Annotated in this window: 13 protein-coding genes; 7 read left to right on the top strand and 6 right to left on the bottom strand. The window is 67.7% G+C overall.

Annotated features, from left to right (window positions below; all coding sequences use genetic code 11):
- Nucleotides 1–804: 804 nt before the first annotated feature.
- Nucleotides 805–1,191, bottom strand: coding sequence for a nuclear transport factor 2 family protein (locus tag KEG38_RS53195; protein ID WP_272428533.1), 387 nt, complete (start codon nt 1,189–1,191; stop codon nt 805–807).
- 1,372 nt (nt 1,192–2,563) lie between these two features.
- Here KEG38_RS53195 and KEG38_RS53200 point away from each other — a divergent pair.
- The 3 genes from KEG38_RS53200 (at nt 2,564) to KEG38_RS53210 (ending at nt 10,268) form a co-directional block, all read left to right on the top strand.
- Nucleotides 2,564–7,441, top strand: a complete 4,878-nt coding sequence (locus tag KEG38_RS53200; protein ID WP_272428531.1) for an AAA family ATPase — start codon at nt 2,564–2,566, stop codon at nt 7,439–7,441.
- Between the two features lie 464 nt (nt 7,442–7,905).
- Nucleotides 7,906–8,928, top strand: coding sequence for a Rieske 2Fe-2S domain-containing protein (locus KEG38_RS53205; protein ID WP_272426421.1), 1,023 nt, complete (start codon nt 7,906–7,908; stop codon nt 8,926–8,928).
- Between the two features lie 239 nt (nt 8,929–9,167).
- Nucleotides 9,168–10,268, top strand: a complete 1,101-nt coding sequence (locus tag KEG38_RS53210; protein WP_272426422.1) for a class I SAM-dependent methyltransferase family protein — start codon at nt 9,168–9,170, stop codon at nt 10,266–10,268.
- Here the strand turns inward: KEG38_RS53210 and KEG38_RS53215 are convergent.
- Nucleotides 10,257–10,841, bottom strand: a complete 585-nt coding sequence (locus KEG38_RS53215) for a TIGR02265 family protein (RefSeq protein ID WP_272426424.1) — start codon at nt 10,839–10,841, stop codon at nt 10,257–10,259. The two genes, KEG38_RS53210 and KEG38_RS53215, sit on opposite strands and share 12 nt — an antisense overlap.
- A 337-nt stretch (nt 10,842–11,178) precedes the next feature.
- On the opposite strand from KEG38_RS53215, the gene KEG38_RS53220 reads away from it, so the two are divergent.
- From KEG38_RS53220 to KEG38_RS53230, 3 genes are all read left to right on the top strand, one after another.
- Entirely contained in the window at nt 11,179–11,448 is a 270-nt protein-coding gene (locus KEG38_RS53220; RefSeq protein ID WP_272426426.1) for a carboxymuconolactone decarboxylase family protein, read from the top strand.
- A gap of 63 nt (nt 11,449–11,511) precedes the next feature.
- Nucleotides 11,512–12,207, top strand: a complete 696-nt coding sequence (locus tag KEG38_RS53225; protein ID WP_272426428.1) for a carboxymuconolactone decarboxylase family protein — start codon at nt 11,512–11,514, stop codon at nt 12,205–12,207.
- Nucleotides 12,208–12,686: 479 nt separating this feature from the next.
- A complete protein-coding gene (locus tag KEG38_RS53230; protein ID WP_272426433.1) occupies nt 12,687–13,886 on the top strand; it encodes a cytochrome P450 in 1,200 nt (399 codons plus the stop codon).
- Here the strand turns inward: KEG38_RS53230 and KEG38_RS53235 are convergent, their stop codons facing one another.
- The 4 genes from KEG38_RS53235 to KEG38_RS53250 all read right to left on the bottom strand — a co-directional run bounded on the left by KEG38_RS53235 (nt 13,887) and on the right by KEG38_RS53250 (nt 17,335).
- A complete protein-coding gene (locus KEG38_RS53235; protein ID WP_272426430.1) occupies nt 13,887–14,477 on the bottom strand; it encodes a GNAT family N-acetyltransferase in 591 nt (196 codons plus the stop codon).
- A 59-nt stretch (nt 14,478–14,536) separates the two neighbouring features.
- Nucleotides 14,537–15,337, bottom strand: coding sequence for a cupin domain-containing protein (locus KEG38_RS53240; protein ID WP_272428726.1), 801 nt, complete (start codon nt 15,335–15,337; stop codon nt 14,537–14,539).
- A gap of 53 nt (nt 15,338–15,390) precedes the next feature.
- Entirely contained in the window at nt 15,391–16,170 is a 780-nt protein-coding gene (locus KEG38_RS53245) for a Uma2 family endonuclease (RefSeq protein WP_272428728.1), read from the bottom strand.
- 115 nt (nt 16,171–16,285) lie between these two features.
- Complete coding sequence (locus KEG38_RS53250) at nt 16,286–17,335, bottom strand: SMP-30/gluconolactonase/LRE family protein (protein WP_272428730.1); 1,050 nt, start codon at nt 17,333–17,335, stop codon at nt 16,286–16,288.
- Between the two features lie 513 nt (nt 17,336–17,848).
- On the opposite strand from KEG38_RS53250, the gene KEG38_RS53255 reads away from it, so the two are divergent.
- Nucleotides 17,849–18,382 (top strand): methylated-DNA--[protein]-cysteine S-methyltransferase, encoded by a 534-nt coding sequence (locus KEG38_RS53255; protein ID WP_272428731.1) that lies wholly within the window; start codon nt 17,849–17,851, stop codon nt 18,380–18,382.
- Nucleotides 18,383–18,493: the final 111 nt, after the last annotated feature.

The following is an 18,493-nucleotide window of genomic DNA, read 5'->3' on the forward strand; positions in this document are numbered from 1 at the left end:
AGCAGAGATGCTACGGGTGCTCAGGGAGAATGGGCTCGCGAGATGAGACCAATGCTCAGGACCAGGGCAAGCCCTGGACTCGGGTTGGAAGAACTGCGCGATGCGCAGTTCTTCCACGGGCCGGTGGCAAGACCAGAAGTAGCGTTGCCAGTCACAGCGGTCTTGGTTGGCAGGGCCTTCGCCGGTCTTGACTCGGCCTGTTCGATGAACTGCGCATCGCGCAGTTCATCGACCCCGGGTCCAGCGCTGGCGCAGGCCCCGGGTCCAGGGGCGGATAGCCCCGGTGGGGCCTGGGGCAACGCCCCAGCGCAGCGCCTCCCAGATGAGACCCGTGTTTCTTCCGGGGGCCTGCCGGACCCCTCCTCCACGGAGGATGCATGGCCCTTCGCCCTTCAGCCAGCCAAAGAGCGCGGAAAGGGCGCAACGGGAGATCGGCGCGCGGGGAGGTAGTCTTGGAAGGGGAGCGGAAACAGGTCGGCGCGCGGGGAGGTGGTCTTGGAAAGGGCGCAACGGGAGATCGGCGCGCGGGGAGGTGGTCTTGGAAGGGGAGCGGAGACAGGTCGGCGCGCGGGGAGGTGGTCTTGGAAGGGGCGCGAAGACAGGTCCCCGGACGGGGAGGTGGTCTTGGAAGGGGCGCGAAGACAGGTCCCCGGATGGGGAGGTGGTCTTGGAAGGGGAGCGGAGACAGGTCGGCGCGCGGGGAGGTGGTCTTGGAAGGGGAGCGGAGACAGGGCGGCGCGCGGGGAGGTGGTCTTGGAAGGGGAGCGGAGACAGGTCGGTGCGCGCGGAGGTGCCGCGGCCTGCTCAGGAGAAGATCGCGAGCAACTTTGCCACGTCATAAAACTCCCTGACGTGGCGGAGCTTGTTCTGCTCGTCGAAGGTGAAGACCCCGATACCCTCGATGTTCAGGCGCTCCCCTCGCTTGGTCAAGAGGTCGCCCGACCAGCGCACCGCGCTCTCGCTGCCGCAGGTGATGATCTCCCGGACGACGATCTCGGAGGGCCCCAGCTTCGACTTGCCTGCTTCCAGGAAGCTTGCAATCGCCTCACGCCCGCGGAGCGGCGGCGTCCCCACCGGATCCTCGAGGACGCCATCGGGCGCAAAAAAAGCGGTGAAGACCCGGATATCGGGCTCCTTCATTGCCGCGTGGAAATAGGCCTCGATGATCTGCCTCGCCTCAGCTTCTTTCATGAAGTCCTCTCGGGGCACGGTAGCGTCGAGCCCCAGCGGAGGAGGTTACGGGAACGGCCGCCGGGTCCACAACCGTTTTCCAAGTTCGATAGGATGATGCAATCGCGGGGGCGTTGGCACGAGCCGCCGGCGGGCCCGCGCAGGGCGATTCTCACCCTCTTGCACCTCCGCTCCTCGCACTCCATGAGGTCGTCAGGCGGCTGACGAGGAAGGAGGGGCAGCCATGAGAACGACCCGGCGTGCGATGACGGCGATCGTACTGGATTGCTTGCAGAGGAAGCGGATTGCCATCGCACTGGTAGCCTCACTCCTGGTGATGGTGCGCGTCGCACCGGCACGTGCAGCGCAGTTTGATCCCTGCGATGGAGTCGTCTGTCCTCCAGGACAGGTATGCATGGCGCCAATGGACCGCCCTATGTGTGTTCCCCGCCCTGGTCCTTGCGATGGCGTTACGTGCCGTCGAGGGGAGAGGTGCGTCGTGATCAGAGGCGTCCCGACTTGTGTGCGACGGGTCTGGCCTCATTTCGGAAATCCGTAGAAACGTGGCGTCTGCCCGCGGTATCCGCGAGCCCCGGGCGATTTCGCTTCGGACCATGCACGGCTGTCACACCGGAGAGCGCTACGGCCGGAGAGAGCATCCTCCCCTGAGCGATTCGCAATCCGGGCAGGACAGGAAAGGGGATGAGCCCGAGCAATACATCCGCGATGAGCCAAAGGACTCTGGCAGGACGATGCTGCACTGTCCATCGGGAAAGACCACCAGCGTGGACAGGTACAACCCTGCCATCTTGCATGTCCACTGGCCCGAGGGGGGCACACTCACCAGGTTTTCGGTGGCCAGATCCGTGGATGGCTCGGATTCCTCCACGACATCCTCCGAAGCACAGCCATTCACGAGGACGAACATGGTCACAAGCGAAAGGACGAACCCGAATCGGAGAGCGCGCCCCATCTGATACAGAGTGCTCATGCTTGCCTTCCTTTCGATCGCGGCACAGCGTGCCAACGCAGCGTCGGTGAACCTCGGGCATCCGTGGTGCAATTCAGGTGCCGTAGGTATCGGACGGTTCGGCGGCGGTGAAAGCCTCGCGAGGACCTCTCGTTCGCAACGCACCAGCTTTCGATGGTTGCGCGCATGGTGCCTGCTCGCGTGCGTCTCAATGCTCGAAATGTCGGGCCAACACCAGAGCGCCCGTATCTCTTGATATTCGTGCACGTCCTTTTCCGAGCGAGGCGAGCACGTGTCAACGTGCCGACGCATCCTGCGTGCGTGCTCGCGCCTGCACGTTCGCCGCAATGATTGACGCGGATCCCACGTGGCGTATAGCCTGGGAGTTCGGCGACAAACGGGGGGGGCATGTGAGGCATCGACATGACCCGGCTGGAAGAAGTAACGATCACGGAAGAGCTCGCAAGGACTGCGATGTCACGGCTGTTTCGTGGTCGCAGGGAGAGCGACGGTCTTCCGGTGCGCGTGAAGGTGCTCCGCGCCGAGTCCAATCGCGTCGCTGACGTCGCCAGCTTCAAGCACGACTATCAACGCCTGTCGCGCCTGCGCGCCCCTGGCGTGGTGCGCGTGCATGGCTTCGAGCCGACCGGCGAGGGCATGGCCATGGTCCTCGCCGAGGTCGAGGGCGAGCCCCTGTCAGCCCGCCTGAAGTCGCCCGCTTCCGCGCGCGCGATTCTGGACCTCGCCATCCCGCTCACCACGGCGCTCGGCGCGATACACGCGGCCGGCGTCGTGCACCGGGGGCTTTCGGCGGCGAGCATCGTCGTCGACGCGAGCGGCCGCCCCACCATCGCGAGCTTCGGCACGGATGCGGCGCTGAGCCGCGAAAATGACGCACTTTACGAACCGCATTTCGTCGCCGAGACCCTGCCCTTCTTCGCCCCCGAGCAGACCGGGCGCATGAACCGCGGCGTCGACGAGCGCTCCGACCTCTATTCGTTGGGCGTCATCTTCTATGCGCTCCTCACCGGGCAATTGCCATTTCGATCCCGGGACCCGCTCGAGCTCATCCACGCGCACCTCGCCCTCGCGCCCGAGCGGCCTTCCAAGATCGCTTTCGACGTGCCGCCGCCGCTCGAGGCGATCGTGCTCCGGCTGCTCGAAAAGAACCCCGAGGATCGCTACCAGAGCACGAAGAGCCTCCTCGCCGACCTCGAGGCGTGCCGGCAGCGGCTCCGCCCCGATGGCGGTATCGACGAATTCCCCCTCGGAGTGCTGCACGAAAACGCCCGCCTGCTGCTCCGGAACAAGCTCTACGGGCGCGAGAACGACGTCGCGGAGCTCGTCGCGTCCTTCGAGCGGGTGCTCGGCCGGGCGCGCGAGATCACGCTCGTCTCGGGCTACTCGGGCGTCGGGAAATCCTCGCTGGTCGCGGAGATCTTGAAGCCGCTCGCGCGGGCCAGGGGCTATTACATCACGGGCAAGTACGACCAGTTGAACCGCGAGGCGCCCTATAGCGCCATCCTCCAGGCCTTCGACGGGCTCGTCCGGACAATCCTATGCGAGAGCGAAGGACGCGTGCGCGCGTGGAAAGAGGCGCTCCTCGCCGCGCTCGGCCCGAACGCGTCCGTCGTCTGCGAGGTGCTCCCCTCGCTTGCGCACGTCCTCGGCGAGCTGCCGCCCGCGCCGGCCCTCGGGCCCGTCGAGGCCCAGAATCGATTCACCCTCGCGATGCGGAGGTTCGTCTCGGTATTCGCCCGGCGCGCCCATCCGCTGGTGCTCTTCCTCGACGACCTGCAATGGGCCGACGCGGCGAGCCTGCGCCTGCTTACCACGCTCCTGCTCGACGACAGCATCGAGGCTCTCTTCTTCACGGGCGCTTACCGCGACAACGAGGTGAATGTCACGCACCCGCTCCGCACGACACTCGCGGAGCTGCGAAAGGGCGGCCTCGGCCTGCGGGAGATCGTGCTCGGCCCGCTCCGGCTCGAGCACGTCAAAGAGCTGCTCGCGGACAGCCTGCGCGCGCCGAGCCCCGAGGGCGCGGCCGAGCTCGTATTGCAAAAGACGGGAGGCAATCCATTTTTCGTGCGGCAGCTCTTGCGGTCGCTCCACGAAAAGGGGGCCCTCACGCCCGGACCGGACGGATCGCTCGGCTGGAGCTCGCTCGAGGCGATCGCCGCGATGCCACACATGGCCAACGTGGTGGACTTGATGCTCGACGCGATCCGGCACCTGCCCCGGGTCACGCAGGAGGCGCTCGAGATCGGCGCCGCCATTGGCAGCCCGTTCGAGCTCTGCACGCTCAGCATCGTCACCGCATGCGCGCCGGAGGAGGCGTACGGCCGCCTCGCCCCGGCCCTCGAGGCAGGGCTCGTGGCGCGCGCCGGCGATTCATACCGTTTCACCCACGACAAGATCCAGGAGGCCGCCTATGCGATGCTCGCCGAGGACGAGCGGGCCGCGCTCCACCTGCACATCGGGCGCCTCTTCTCGAAGAAGAGCGACGCGCAGAGCCTGTTCGACGCCACGGGCCACCTGAACAGCGCGCGCGCGCTGGTGCTGGAGGCCGAGGAGCTCCTCACGCTCTGCAAAATGAACCTCGCCGCCGCCGAGCGCGCCGGGGGGGCAGCCGCATTCCCAGCCGCTCTCCGCTACCTCGAGCACGGCATCGTCCTGCTCCCCGCGGACGCCTGGGATGCCCACTACGATCTCGCGCTCCGCTATTTCATGAAGAAGGGCGAGATGGAGGCCCTGTGCGAGCGTCACGCGCAGGCGCGGGAGACGCTCGGCCAGGCCTTCACGCACGCCCGGAGCCGCCTCGAGCGCACCCAGGTCCGGCGGCTCGTGATGAACGCCCACGTTTTGACGAACGATCTCCTCGCCGCCCTCGATGAGGGCCTCGCCGCGCTCGAGCCCTTCGGCATCCATCTGCCGCGCTTTCCGAGCGATGAGGCGAGCAGCGCCGAGCTCGACGCGACCCTCGCCGCGCTCGAGGGCCGCCCCATCGACTCGCTGGTCGATCTGCCGCTCCTCGCGGATCCCGAGATCATGGCCCTCCAGGACGTGCTCGAGGACATGCTCTCGCCCTGCTACTTCGTCTCGCCGAACAACCACGCGATCACGGTGGCGAAGATGGTGCAGCAGGCGCTCGCGCACGGGCTGTCGAAGCACACGATCTATGCGTTCGTGAATTTCGGGATGTTCCTCTGCGTGCGGGGGGACATCGAGCTCGGCTACCAGTTCGGAAAGCTCGCGGTGCGGGTGAGCGAGCGTTATCCGGAGAAGAAATCCGAATCGATGCTCTGCAACATGTGGGGCGCGTTCGTGCAGCACTGGAAGGAGCCCTATTCGAAGTACAAGGAGAACTTCCCGCGGGGCGTGCACGTGGGCCTCGAGACGGGCCAGTACGTCTGGGCCTTTTACAATGCGACGAACATCCCCACGAACAGCCTGCTCTCGGGCGCGCGTCTCGCGGAGGTCCTCGAGGAGGCGGCGGCGCTCGCGCCGGTGTGCAAGCTCGACGTCTCCGGCGGCTTCACCTGGATCGTGAACGCCGCCGCCCAGATCGCGCAGAACCTTTCCACCCCGTCCGCGCAGAGCGACAAGCTTTTGGGGGATTGGCTCGACATCGACGCCGTCCGGAGCACGGCGACCGCGATGGGCAACCGCGCCGTGCTGTTCTTCGCGGATAACTTCACCATCATGCACGACGTCTTCCAGGGCCGTTACGCCGAGGCGGCGGAGGTGGCCCTCGGGGCCGAGCCCGACATCCCCTCGGTCGTGAGCTGGCACGTGAGCGTCGTCTATCACTTCTATGCCTCCCTGGCGCTGCTGCTGGCCGCGGAAGAGGCCGCACCCGAGATGCGCGCGAGAAACCTGGCCCGCGCCGAGGCCTCCGCCGAAAAGCTCTCTTGCTGGGCCGATCTGTGCCCGGACAACCACCGGCACCGCGCGCTCCTCTTGCGCGCCGAGATTGCCCGGGCCCGCGGCGAGCGCCTTTCGGCCGTCGATCTCTACGATGAGGGCATCGCGGCGGCGGCCGCGGGAGGTTTCGTGCAGGACGAGGCGCTCGGCAACGAGCTGTGCGCGCGTTATCACCTGCGCCTCGGAAAGCCGAAGGTCGCGCGCACGTACCTCCACGAGGCGCACGCGCTCTACGGTCAATGGGGGGCGGCCTCGGTGACGGAGCGCCTCGAAAAGAGCTTCTTCGCGCTCATGCCGCGCGCCGCCCGCGGGCCGCACGTGGGCGCCAGCGCAGGGGCGGAGGACGGCAGCGCGCGGGCGCTCGACGTGCACGCGGCCATCAAGGCCATGCAAGCCATCTCCGGCGAGGTGGTGCTCTCGCGCCTGCTCGAGAGGCTCTTGCGGATCGCCCTCGAGAGCGCCGGAGCGACGCGGGGCATTTTGATCCTCAAAGAGAATGACGATCTCTTGATCCAGGCCGAGGAGGAGCTCCAGCGCGGAAAGGTCACCCTGCTCGCGGGCGTGCCCCTGGAGACGCGCGAGGATCTGCCCACGGGAATCGTGCATTACGTGGCGCGGACGGGCGAAAGCGTGGTCCTCGGGGACGCGGCGAGCGCGGAGCAGTTCTCCGGCGATCGCTGGCTCGCGCAGGGCAAGGCGCGGTCGCTCCTGGCGGCGCCGGTGGGCAAGCGCGGGGGGATCGTGGGGGTGCTCTATCTCGAGAACGAGCTCGCCGCCTTCGCATTCACGCCCGATCGCGTGGAGCTTTTGCGGATGCTCTCCACGCAGATGGCGATATCCATCGAGAATGCGCTGCTCTACGCGAGCCTGGAGCGCAAGGTGGAGGACAGGACCCGGGCGCTCGAGGAGGCGCATGCGGAGATCGTGACCTTGAGCGGCGAGCGCGAGCGCAGCCAGGCGGAGATGCTCGCGCACAGCCATGCCCTCATCGAGCGCCAGAAAGAGCTCATCCAGGCACTCTCGACGCCCATCCTCCAGGTCTGGGACGGGGTCCTGGCATTGCCCCTCATCGGCGCGCTCGACGGCCCGCGGGCCGCGGAGATCACCGAGCGGCTGCTTTCGCGCGTGGCGAGCTCGGCGACGCACTTCGCAATCATCGACGTGACCGGCGTGGACACGCTGGACGGGCAGGCGGCCGAATTGCTGGTGCGCATCGGGCGCGCCGTGGAGCTGCTCGGCGCGCGGGCACTCATCACGGGGCTCCACGCGAGCGCCGCCCGCACGCTGGTCTCCTCCTGCGTCGATCTGCGCGGGATCGAGACGCGCGCCAACCTGCGCGACGGGTTGCGGCTCTGCCTCCGGCGCCTCGCCTGAGCCGAGCTTCCTTGCATCTGAGCATTGGTCTCATCGCGAGGCGTCGCGCCGGGGCGCTGCCCCGGACCCCGCGGGGGCTGTTCGCCCCTCGACCCGAACCAGGGCAAGCCCTGGACCATTTGGGGAAGAACTGCGCGATGCGCAGTTCTTCCCACAGGCCGGTGGCAAGACCAGCGACAACGTTGCCGGTCGACACGTCGCGGCGCTCTCGGTTGGCAGCGTCGCTCCTGGTCTTGCCTCGGCCTGTTCGATGAACTGCGCGTTGCGCAGTTCATCGACCCCGGGTCCAGCGCTTGCGCTGGTCCGGGTCCAGGGGCGGACAGCCCCGGTGGGGTCTGGGGCAAAGCCCCAGCGAAACGGCCCCCCGCGTTGCTTGACACGCGCCTTGGCGGTCCCGTCTACTCGAAGCGCGGCATTCCCGCATTGAATCGGCCATCACGGACGAAGGACGGAGACGACGTACGATGGACACCAAGAGCCATGGGGGACCGGGCCCGGCGGTCGGCGCGAGGAGGAGACTCCTCGGCAAACCGATCCCGGCCGAAGGGGAGGGCGGGGTATTCACGCAATCGTGGTATCCCGTCTGCATGTCGAGCGAGCTTTCACCGGGGACGATTCTCGGCACGAGCTTCCTCGACGGGCGCATCGTGGTGTTTCGCGGCGAGAGCGGCAGGGTGCAAGCGCTCAGCGCCTACTGCCCGCACCTTGGCGCTGATCTCGCCGCGGGATCGGTCGTTGGGGACGCCATCCGCTGCGCGTTTCACCACTGGGAGTACAGCCAGGAGGGAACCTGCTTGAAGACCGGCCCCGGCGACCCGCCGCCGCCCGGCGCTTGCCTCTTCCGCTTCCCGACGGTGGAGAGGTACGGGATGATCTGGGTCTTCAACGGCGAAACCCCGCTCTTCGATCTCCCGGATTTCCCTTATCCCGACGACGATCTCGTCTTCCGGGTCGAGGCGCACGACGAGGTCTTTCCGGTCGATCCTTGGGTCGTCTGCTGCAATACGCCGGATGTGCAGCACATCCGCGTCGTGCACGGCTTCAAGTTCGACAAGGGCGAGCCCGCCGAGAACATGGTCCTCACCGACCACTCGATGATGTACGACTTCGACGGCATCCACCCTGCGGGCCCGCGGGTCACGTTCCGCGTGGGGATCTTCGGGACGACGATCTTTTATCAGAGCAGCTTCTTCAACGGCCGCTGGTATGGATACATCGCCCCGTTCGGGATGCCGGCGCCGGGGCGCACGAAGGTGTATTACGTCCTGGCCACGAGGAAATCCGAGGGCGATGCGGCGTCGCAGAAGGAGCTGCTCGACTTCGCGATGGGCGTGCAGCGGCAAATCCTCGCGGACGACGCTCCCATCCTCCGGGGCGTCCACTTCCGGCCTGGCGCCCTGACGAAGAGCGACACGGCGCTCGCGCGTTTCTTCGAATACCTGCGCAAATTCCCGCGGGCACACCCCTCGGCCGAGTTCATTCGCTGAAGCGCCTGCCCGCGCGCCCCGAGGTTGCGCCCTGTGGCCCTGCTGCGCGGCGGGTTCGTCGCCAAAGAACCGCTTACGTTCCCGCGAACGGCGTCGAGGGCCGCTGAGGCCCCGGGGTTCGCGTGGCCGGACTCACCCAAACGTGTCCTTCGTGCGTCGAGTACCTGAAGGGTTGTCAGCGAGGGCGTTTTTCGGCGATGCTCTGCGTCAGTTCGGAGAACAACGACAGGAGCCCGGCCATGTCCCAGCAGCTTGCCAGGGAAAGCATCGCGAAGGGGGCCGAGGAGCGCGCGGCGGGGGAGCACGCTGCTCGAAGATCATTCGGTCCGGAGGACGAGGAGGTCCAAGGGCCGCCCATCTCGATGGATTGCGAGCGGCGGCTCGCCCAGCTCGCCGCATGGTGCAGGGAGCTCGAGGCGTCGCCACGGAGCGCGCTACCCCCGTCGCCGGAGGACTGCGCCCGGCTCGGGGAGATGCTGCGCGGCATCTGGGAGGCGAGCGACGCCCTCGGGCCTTCCGGCCTCCTGCGTAACTCCCCGGCCCAGCGCCGCTTCCAGGAGGTCCTGGGCACTTATTTCTGGCAGAGCCCCATCATCCATCGCTGCTTCGCCAAACCTCGGGGCTACGCCGGCGACTTCTTGATGATGGACGACGTGTATAAGAACGTCCCCAAGGGCGAGACGACCCTCGGTCGCTGGATGGACCGATGGGTGCTCGAGCAGCCCGGCTTCGTCGCGGTCCGGAACCGCCGGGAGAAGCTCAAGTCACTGCTCCACGACGAGTGGAACCGGGGCGCTCGCTACGTCATGAACGTGGCATCGGGCGCGGCCTCGGAGCTCTCCGAAGTGGTGCCAACGACGCCGTTCGACGGCGTCACGCTGCTCGACCAGGACCAGGGGGCCCTGTATGCGGCCGTCACGGCGCTCGGCAAGCGGATGAATCCTGCCCACGTGCGCACCTGGTCCGGCTCGGTCTTCACGCTCATCCGCGGCAAGGCCACCCTCGTCCCCGGCGACCAGGACTTCATTTATTCGATCGGCTTGTACGACTACCTCTCGCCCCGGTTCGCGACGGCGCTCACGGCGCGGCTCTGGCTCAACCTCGCGCCGGGGGGCCTCTTGGCGCTGGGGAACTTCAACGGCCACGATCCCATGCGCCGCTTCATCGAGGCGGCGATGGACTGGTACCTCATTTACAGGGATGTGCCGGACATGCTGGGGCTGGCCTCGGGGCTGCCGAACGTCGAGGATGCGGAGGTCTGGACGGACCCCACCGGCTGCCTCCACCTCCTCTTGGTCCGCAAGCGTGGCGACCGCCCGAGCATGGAATCACCACCGTGAGTGGACGGTGAAGTCGGTCCCGGCGTCGTTGGAGATGGTCGCGGTGACGGTGGCGTCCACGTTGCTCACGAGCTTGTACGCCACCTTGTAGACGGCGACGGTGAAGGCGGGGCCGAAGAGGTCGCGCGTGAAGACCACGTCGGCCGAGCGCTCGCCCGTCTTCGAGTACTCGCGCTCGCCGAAGCTCACGGCCAGGGTATAGGCATAGGGGCCGTTCGCGACGAGGGCTTGCGGGTTGCCCTGGCCGAACCGGGCCAGCATCTTCCCCACGGGCGACTCGAGCAGGGAGCTGAAGGCGTGCTGGCCACAGCCGGTCATGACCTCGTCACAGGTCAGGCCGAGGCTCGGGTCGTCGACCAGGCGCCGCGCGACCTTGAGGAGCGAGGTGACCGGGTACCAGAAGAACGAGCGGATGGTCTTGTCCCCCATCACCTGCGTGCGGATGGTGTTCACCTTCGCGACCCCGTAGGCCTGGCCGAGGTGGGTGAGCGCGCCGTCGAGCACCATGCCGAGCATGTTGTCGGTGCTCGTTGCCAGCACGATCCGTTTGTCAAGCATCTCCTTGGAGTCCATCGCCCGTCCAGGTCCTTTCCCAGGAACGAAGTGCTCGCAGCTTACACGAACCTTCCCGTCCGTCACCATCCCCGATGAGGACGTTCGTGCTGCCCATCGAGGCGGCCGAGCCGTTATCGGTTCTTCGCGCCCAAAGTTCCCCCGTTCTTCCCCCCGCGTTCTACATGGCATGTTCTACATGACAGGTTCGGCGCGGCACGCGCATAGCACGCGCGCGAGAATCGTGCGTCCGTCATTGCCAGAATGACATGGGAATCGTCCCGCGCTCCACCGCTTCGCGTTTCGGCGTCCGCGTCCGGATTTCACTCCGCCTCGGGATCCATGATAGCCTCCTGTCATGCCCCACATCCGGATCGTCGAGGCCCACGAAGCGGACGCACCCCTCCGCGCCGTCTACGATGCCGTGCTGTCGCGCCCGATCCCCGCGGTCTACCGTGCGCCGCACGGCGGACCGGCCGGCATCCACCGCGCGCACAGTCTCGACCCGGATCTCCTCCGGATCACCTTCGCCGCGACCGGCACGTTCCACCGGGGCGACGGGCTCTCCTGGGCGGAGCGTGAGCTCATCGCCACGTCCGCCTCGCGGACGAACCAGTGCTTTTACTGAACGTCAGCTCACGCAGAGTTTCTGCGTGCCGCTTCTCAGGATGAGGCCCTCGCCGCGGACGTCGTGACGGGAACCGACCTCCCGCGCGCTTCCCCGCGGCAGCGCGCCCTGGCCGGGTTCGCGGTCGTCATGACCGAGGCGCCGTGGTCCATCGACGCCGCCGATCTCGACCACCTCCGCGCCGTGGGGTTGTCCGAGGACGGCGTCGAGCAGGCCATCTGCGTCGCCGCGTTCTTCAACTACTACACGCGTGTCGCGGACGGCACGGGCATCACGTTCGATTACGAGTCTCCGCTGCCGCGCCTCACCATCGATCCCACGCGCGAGGCCCTGCCGCGTCCGCCGCCGAGCGACTGGAATCCCGCCGTCGACGGCTCGCGCGTGCCCGTGTTCCCCCGCCGCGCGTTTGCCCAGGGGCTGCTCGAAGAGTGGCACGCGTATCACTTCGAGCGCGACGTGCTGCTCTCGCGCCACGAGCGCCGGCTCCTCGCCCGCGCCGCTGCCGTCGAGCTGTGTGATGCCGGCGCGGTCGCCCGCTACGAGGACGCGGTCGCGCGGGATCCTCGCGAGCGCGCCCTCGCGGCGTACGCAACGAAGCTCACGCGCACGCCGTGGGCCGCCTCCGCCGCGGATGCGGCAGCGCTCCACGCGCACGGCCTCGACGATCCCGCGATCCTCGCGGCCATCACGCTCGTCGCGCACCAGAACACGTTTTCCCGCATGCACCATGGCCTCGCAGCGCTCGCGACCTCCGGATGACGAGCGCCTCCCCGTCACCGTGGGGCCGCCGCGCCGGGGCGCTGCCCCGGACCCCGCGGGGGCTGTTCGCCCCTCGACCCGAACCAGGGCAAGCCCTGGACTCGGGGTGGAAGAACTGCGCGATGCGCAGTTCTTCCAACAGGTCGGTGGCAAGATCATGGAGGTGCGTTCCACGATGGCGACGGGCACGTTGCCTGTTGAATCGTCAACGCCGCGGTCTTGATGGGCAGGGTCGTCGCGGGTCTTGACCTGGCCTGTTCGATGAACTGCGCATCGCGCAGTTCATCGACCCCGGGTCCAGCGCTTGCGCAGGCCCCGGGTCCAGGGGCGGATAGCCCCGGTGGGGCCTGGGGCAAAGCCCCAGCGCAGCGCCTCCCAAGAGGCGGCACCGTAGCCGAATACGTCGATTCCCCGACTTCGATCCAGGATCCTCGTCGGCGCACGGCCCTCGAAAACCCGTTTATACCGGGCCTTGGCCGATCATGCTGGACCTGTTCACCGATGACACGCGCCGCAATCCATTTTCCTTGTACGCAGAGATGCGCGCGAAGGCGCCGGTGCTCCACGTCCCGCCGCTCGACCTGTGGATGATCTTCGACTACGAGGGCGTCAAGCGCGCGCTCCACGATCACGACACGTGGAGCTCCATCGTCACCACGCAGACCGGGCCGACCCCCGATTGGCTCGTCTTCTCGGATCCGCCGCGACACACGTTGCTCCGGAACATCATCCAGCGCGCGTTCACTCCGCGCTCGATCGCGAACCTCGAGCCCCGCATCCGCGAGCTCTCGCGCGAGCTCGTCGACGGGGTGATCGAGCGGGGCGAGATGGATCTCGTGAAGGACTACGCCGAGCCCCTGCCGACGATGGTGATCGCGGAGATGATCGGCATTCCGGTCGCCGATCGGCCGCGCTTCGTGCGCTGGAGCGAGATCATCCTGAACCTCAGCTACACCATGTCGGGCGGCGAGGCTGCGACGCGCGCGGTCGCGGAGCACGCCGCGCTCAAGGAGGAGATGCACGCCTACGTCGACGACCTCTGCACGGCGCGGAAAAAGGCGCCGAAGGGCGATCTCTTGACGCGGCTCGTGGAGGCGGAGGTGGACGGGGAACGATTGACGGGCGAGGAGATCCTCGGCTTCTTCCAGCTCCTGCTCGTGGCCGGCACCGAGACGACCACGAACCTCCTCGGCAATACGATCCTCTCGTTCTTCGAGCACCCCGACGAGCTTGCGCGCCTCGAGGCCGATCCCGCGCGCCTCTTGCCCACGACGATCGAGGAGGTTTTGAGGTACCGCACGCCCGTGTCGATGGTGTTCCGCGCGGCGAAGCGCGACGTGATGATCCACGGACAGACGATCCCGGCCGGGAAGTTCGTGCTCTTGCTGATGGGCTCCGCGAACCGGGATCCGAAGCAGTTCCAGGACCCCGACACCTTCGACGTCGGCCGCGACCCGAACCCGCACATCGCCTTCGGCCACGGGATCCACTTCTGCCTCGGCGCCTCGTTGTCCCGGCTCGAAGCGAAGGTCGCGATCCCGGATCTTCTCTCGCGCCTGCGCGGCCTCGCGCCCGCGAGCGATGCGCCATGGCAGCCCCGCAAGGCGCTCCACGTGCACGGCCCGGCGCGCTTGCCCGTGCGCTTCGAGCCGGGCAAACAGCTCGCCGTGGCGATCTGATCAGCCGCCGAGCCTCGCGACGAGCCGCTCTTTCACGGCAGGCCACTCGTCGTCGATGATGCTGAACATCACCGTATCGCGGAGGAAGTCGCCGCGCGTCTTCTGGTACTTGCGCAGCACACCCTCGCGCACGCCGCCGATGCGCGCGATCGCGGCCTGCGATTGCAGATTCCGCGCGTCGGTCTTGAGCTGCACGCGCGCGGCGCCGAGCACCTCGAACGCGTGTCGCAAGAGGAGGAACTTCGCCTCCGTGTTGATCGCCGTGCGTTGCCAGCGCTTGCCGATCCAGGTCCAGCCGATCTCGAGACCACGATCGGTCCGGCTGATGTTGAGGTACCGCGTCGCGCCGCAAGCGCGCCCATCCGCGAGGCTGACCTGCACGAACGCGACCTGCCCACCGGAGGCCTGCGCGTCCAGCGCCGATCTGATGTGCGTCTCCATCGCTTCGAGCGAGAGCGGCGGCTCGATCGACATCCACTGCCAGATGGACGCGTCCTCCGCGAGCGCAGCGAGCAACGCAGGCGCATGCGCAAGCGTGAGGGGCTCCAGGCGGACGTGGCGTCCTTCGAGGGGAATGGGTCGCGGATCCATGCCGCCTTGTACCGCGCGGGGCGTTGCCCCGCACCCCAGAAGGGGGCTGTCCGCCCCCTTCACCCCGGACCAGGCACGGCCTGGACCGAGGGCCGAGAAACCGCGCGATGCGCGGTTTCTCGGACGGGCCTGTGGCAAGACCACGAGCGGCGTTGCCAACCAAGACAGCTGCACTGCCGTACGTGCTGGGGACGTTTTCCCTGTCGACAGCGCGCATCGCGCGCTGTCGCCCCGCGTCCAGGGCTTGCCCTGGTCCGGGTCCAGGGGTGGACAACCCCTGGTCGGGGTCCGGGGTGAAACCCCGGCGCGACGCTTTTCGGCGACCGGCAGGGTGGCGGGGCGTCGACCATGATTCGATCCTTCGGATCGAATTTCGGCGAGAACGTGGAAACGACCACGGTCACGCCTGGCCCTTCGTGCACGTAGGAATGCACGGCGCCGCGGGGAATGACCTGCACGTCCCCTGCCTTCACCACGCGCGTCTGCCCCTCGACCGTGAACGTCCCGCTGCCCTCCAGGATCACGACGAATTCGTCGTGCTCGGCATGGTAATGCAGCGGCACGGTCCCACGGGTCTGGATCACGTTGACCGTGTGATCGGCGTTCTCGAAAAGCGGAACGAGCTTCGTCTTCTCGTCCGGCCCGATCGGGTTTTTCTCGACGAGCTCGCGGGCGTTGCCCAGGAAAAACTCGCCTTTGCCTGCGCGTGGGAGCGCGGGCGCGGTCGCGGCCGTTCCCGCGGGCGCAGCGGTGGCCGCGTCCGCGCAACGTTCCTGCGTGGGAGCGCAAGCGGACAGGACGAACAGGGACGCCGCGGCGAGCAGGGCTCCCGGGGTCGCGGGGGAAAGCGGCGCGCGCATGATTCGCCGAGCGTACCAAAAGGTCGCGGGGCGGGTCGAGAGATCGGCGGGCGTCAGCGTCGCAGCCGCTCGATCTCCGCGCGCATCCGGGCAAGTTCGAGCTCCAGGTTCCGCCGGGCCACGCGCTCCGCTTCGAGCGTCTCGCGCGCCGCGATCTCCGCCTCGCGTGCCGCCTGCGCCTTGTGCTCCGCATCCTGCGCCTTGCGCGCGGCCTCCTCGGCCTCCGTCGGGAACAACGCCTCGCCCTCGGCGTCCACGGCCAGGCGAAGCCGCATGGCATCACCGCCGCCGACTGCACGCAGCATGCAGCCGAGCACCTCGCTCCGGACCCGATCCGCGTTCGTCGCCTCGACCAACACGAGCTTGCCGTGCTCGTCGCGCCGATGGACACGGAAACGGGTGCGGCCCGAGCGAACGTCGACGTAGGGGTCGAATACGATGAGCTCCCGCGTGCCGAGCTCGTCGTGCCGCAGCGGGGACTCGGAGGCGTCCTTGGATTCGTCTTCCTCGGACATGATCTCGAGCGCGAAGCTCGGCGCGACGCCTGTCTGCCAGACCTTCCAGCACCGGGGGGCCACGTCGGGCGGGAGACCCGGCATCACGTACACGTCGGGCGCCACCACGGCCTTTGGGTTCCCCTTGATCCAGTAGATGAACTGGTCGGCGCCCACGAAGGCCTGGATGCCTCGTTCGGCGAGGAACCGCGCGATCAAGGGGCGAAGCAGCTCGGTCATGAGGCGCTGGAGAGCGCTTTCACCCATGTCGTCGAACGCGGGATAAAACGTGGGATCGTCCGAATCCTCCACCCCGAGCCGCCACGCCGCGCTGCCCATGATGCAGAGAGGTTAGCACGGTCGCAGACCCAGGGGAAGGGACACAGGACGCCCCTACCACGCGTGCGCCGAGGGACCAAGAAAAACGTTTTTCCGCGGAGGGTTTGTCCTCTCGTCAGGGCAACTTCGGCGGGGGGATCTTGGAGCCCCGATCCTTCACGTCGATTTCAACCACCGCGAAATGCTCGAGCCCCCCGCTGGCGACCGCCTGGTTCGTCACGTAAAGCCCGCCCCTGCCGTCGAACGCCACGTGCGCCGGCCCATCGAGGGGAATCTCGTCATTCGTGGCCGCGGAGAACCGGCCGAGCTCGCCGCCCGTGGGCTTCACGACCACGATTTCGTTCGTGATGGAGAGCGCCACGAAGAGCGCCCCGTCCTCGCCGAGGCCCATGCCCGAAGGCGCCTCGAAATTCGGAAAGACGTGCACGAGCGTGATGTCGTTTTCGCTGGGGATAGGGACACGCGGAATCTTGTAAATGCGTCCCTCCCACGGCGCGTCGGCGGAGAATGCGACGGTCACGTAGACGCTCTTGCCATCGGCGCTGACGAGGATCCCCCGCGCGCCCTGGAGGTCGTAAAAGCCGGCGAGCTTCGCGCTCTGGAGCCAGATCTTGGGCGCGCCGCCGCCCGGCGGGATTCGATAAATCGTCGCCTGCGCGGCGTCGGTCACGTACGCGGAGCCGTCCTTCGCGAGCGCGATGTCGCTCGGCATCGGCGGCAATTCGAGGGTGGTGGGCGAGCAAAGATCCACGGGACTCGCCGGATCACAGGGAGGGACGTCGGGGAATGGCCCGGCATACACCGATTGATGCCACGTCCCGTGCTTCTTCTCGGAGAACCGGAGGACGCCGAGCTGCGAGCTCACGGCATAAAGGCGCCCATTGCCGTCGATGGTGAGGCCCGTCAGCGCGTGGGGCGCAGCGAGGTCCTCCCCCTGGATGGGGATCGTGTCGAGCTGCGCCCCGCTCTTCTCGTGGAAGACCGCAATCTCGGACGGGACACCGCCCGCGTCGGCGCCCAGCGCCGGACCGGCCACATACACGCGGCTCTTGCGGAGCACGATGCCGTCCGGGTACCCCGGCGTCTCCGCGACACGCGCGAGAAAATCACAATGCGAGGGCGCGGCCGAAGGCGCCTGCGTCTGGAGAACCAGAGCGACCGCCACAGCCGCGCCGATTGGAGACCCCAAACGATTCCCACCCAGCCGAACCCTGGACCGCGTCATCTGCGCCCTCCTCTGGAAGCTCGATCGGCGCCCCGTGCGCCGGCCTGTGACCCTCGAAATGAGTCCAGCATGAACCTCGAATGCTGACGAATTCGATGGCTGCCCGCCATCAGGGAATTCCGGGAATACCCGACGTCGCTACGCCCGATGGTATACCCCACATCACGGGAATGCATAAGCACGCCCCATACCGACGAACCCGTGAATCCAGGACGGAGCACCGAAAAAGCCCGGGCAGAAAAAGCCCCTCGCCGAGGAATGTCGCGACGACGGACGCGCAAAGACGAGCGGTCGTCGAGGGGGGCGCCGCGCAGCCCCCGTACGCACGCGCACGGCAATGACCGGGACAGACCGGCAAGCCGGTGGGGCGACGCCTTGCATTCATCTGTGACCAGGCACCGGCGGTGAGACCGTCGTGGACGCTCCGGTCAGGGTTTGGTAGGAAGCACCATTATGGACGGATTGGGGTTCGAACCCTTCGACACGCCGCTCGGTCGCGTGGTCGTGGCCTGGAGTCCGAGAGGCATCTTCGCGCTCGCGCTGCCGAGCGAACGAGAGGAGGAGACGATCGCGTGGATCGGGGCGAGCGCGCCCGGCGCCGTGCGCGGAGAGCCGCCGGCATGGGTGAAGGACGTGATGCGCCTCGTCGCAGCGCACCTCGGCGGCGCGCCGCAAGATTTTTCGAAGGTGCCGCTCGATCTCGAACGCGTGTCGCCGTTTTACCGGGCCGTCTACGAGGCCGCGCGGGACATTCCGTCCGGCCAAACCGTGACGTACGGCGAGCTCGCAGCGCGCCTCGGCAAGTCGAGGGCAGCCGCCCGCGCCGTGGGACAAGCGCTCGCGAAGAACCCGATCCCGATCGTGGTGCCCTGCCACCGGATCCTGGGCGCAGCCGGGGCCGCCGTGGGTTTTTCAGCGCCGGGTGGCGTGCAGACGAAGGCGCGGCTCCTCGCACTCGAAGGAGCACGCATCCCGCGCGTTCGCTGAGGAGGATGCGCGGGGCGTTGCCCCGCACCCCAGCAGGGGGCTGTCCGCCCCCTGCACCCCGGACCAGGCACGGCCTGGACCGAGGGCCGAGAAACCGCGCGATACGCGGTT

The sequence above is a fragment of the Polyangium jinanense genome, assembly GCF_028435265.1.
GTDB lineage: Bacteria > Myxococcota_A > Polyangia > Polyangiales > Polyangiaceae > Polyangium > Polyangium jinanense.

Bases quoted from the DNA above. Each gene is read 5' to 3' on its own strand.
- KEG38_RS53215 (WP_272426424.1), bottom strand. From the start codon at position 10,841: ATGGACTCCAAGGAGATGCTTGACAAACGGATCGTGCTGGCAACGAGC.
- KEG38_RS53200 (WP_272428531.1), top strand. From the start codon at position 2,564: ATGACCCGGCTGGAAGAAGTAACGATCACGGAAGAGCTCGCAAGGACT.
- KEG38_RS53245 (WP_272428728.1), bottom strand. From the start codon at position 16,170: ATGGGCAGCGCGGCGTGGCGGCTCGGGGTGGAGGATTCGGACGATCCC.
- KEG38_RS53205 (WP_272426421.1), top strand. From the start codon at position 7,906: ATGGACACCAAGAGCCATGGGGGACCGGGCCCGGCGGTCGGCGCGAGG.
- KEG38_RS53255 (WP_272428731.1), top strand. From the start codon at position 17,849: ATGGACGGATTGGGGTTCGAACCCTTCGACACGCCGCTCGGTCGCGTG.
- KEG38_RS53195 (WP_272428533.1), bottom strand. From the start codon at position 1,191: ATGAAAGAAGCTGAGGCGAGGCAGATCATCGAGGCCTATTTCCACGCG.
- KEG38_RS53220 (WP_272426426.1), top strand. From the start codon at position 11,179: ATGCCCCACATCCGGATCGTCGAGGCCCACGAAGCGGACGCACCCCTC.
- KEG38_RS53235 (WP_272426430.1), bottom strand. From the start codon at position 14,477: ATGGATCCGCGACCCATTCCCCTCGAAGGACGCCACGTCCGCCTGGAG.
- KEG38_RS53240 (WP_272428726.1), bottom strand. From the start codon at position 15,337: ATGCGCGCGCCGCTTTCCCCCGCGACCCCGGGAGCCCTGCTCGCCGCG.
- KEG38_RS53210 (WP_272426422.1), top strand. From the start codon at position 9,168: ATGTCCCAGCAGCTTGCCAGGGAAAGCATCGCGAAGGGGGCCGAGGAG.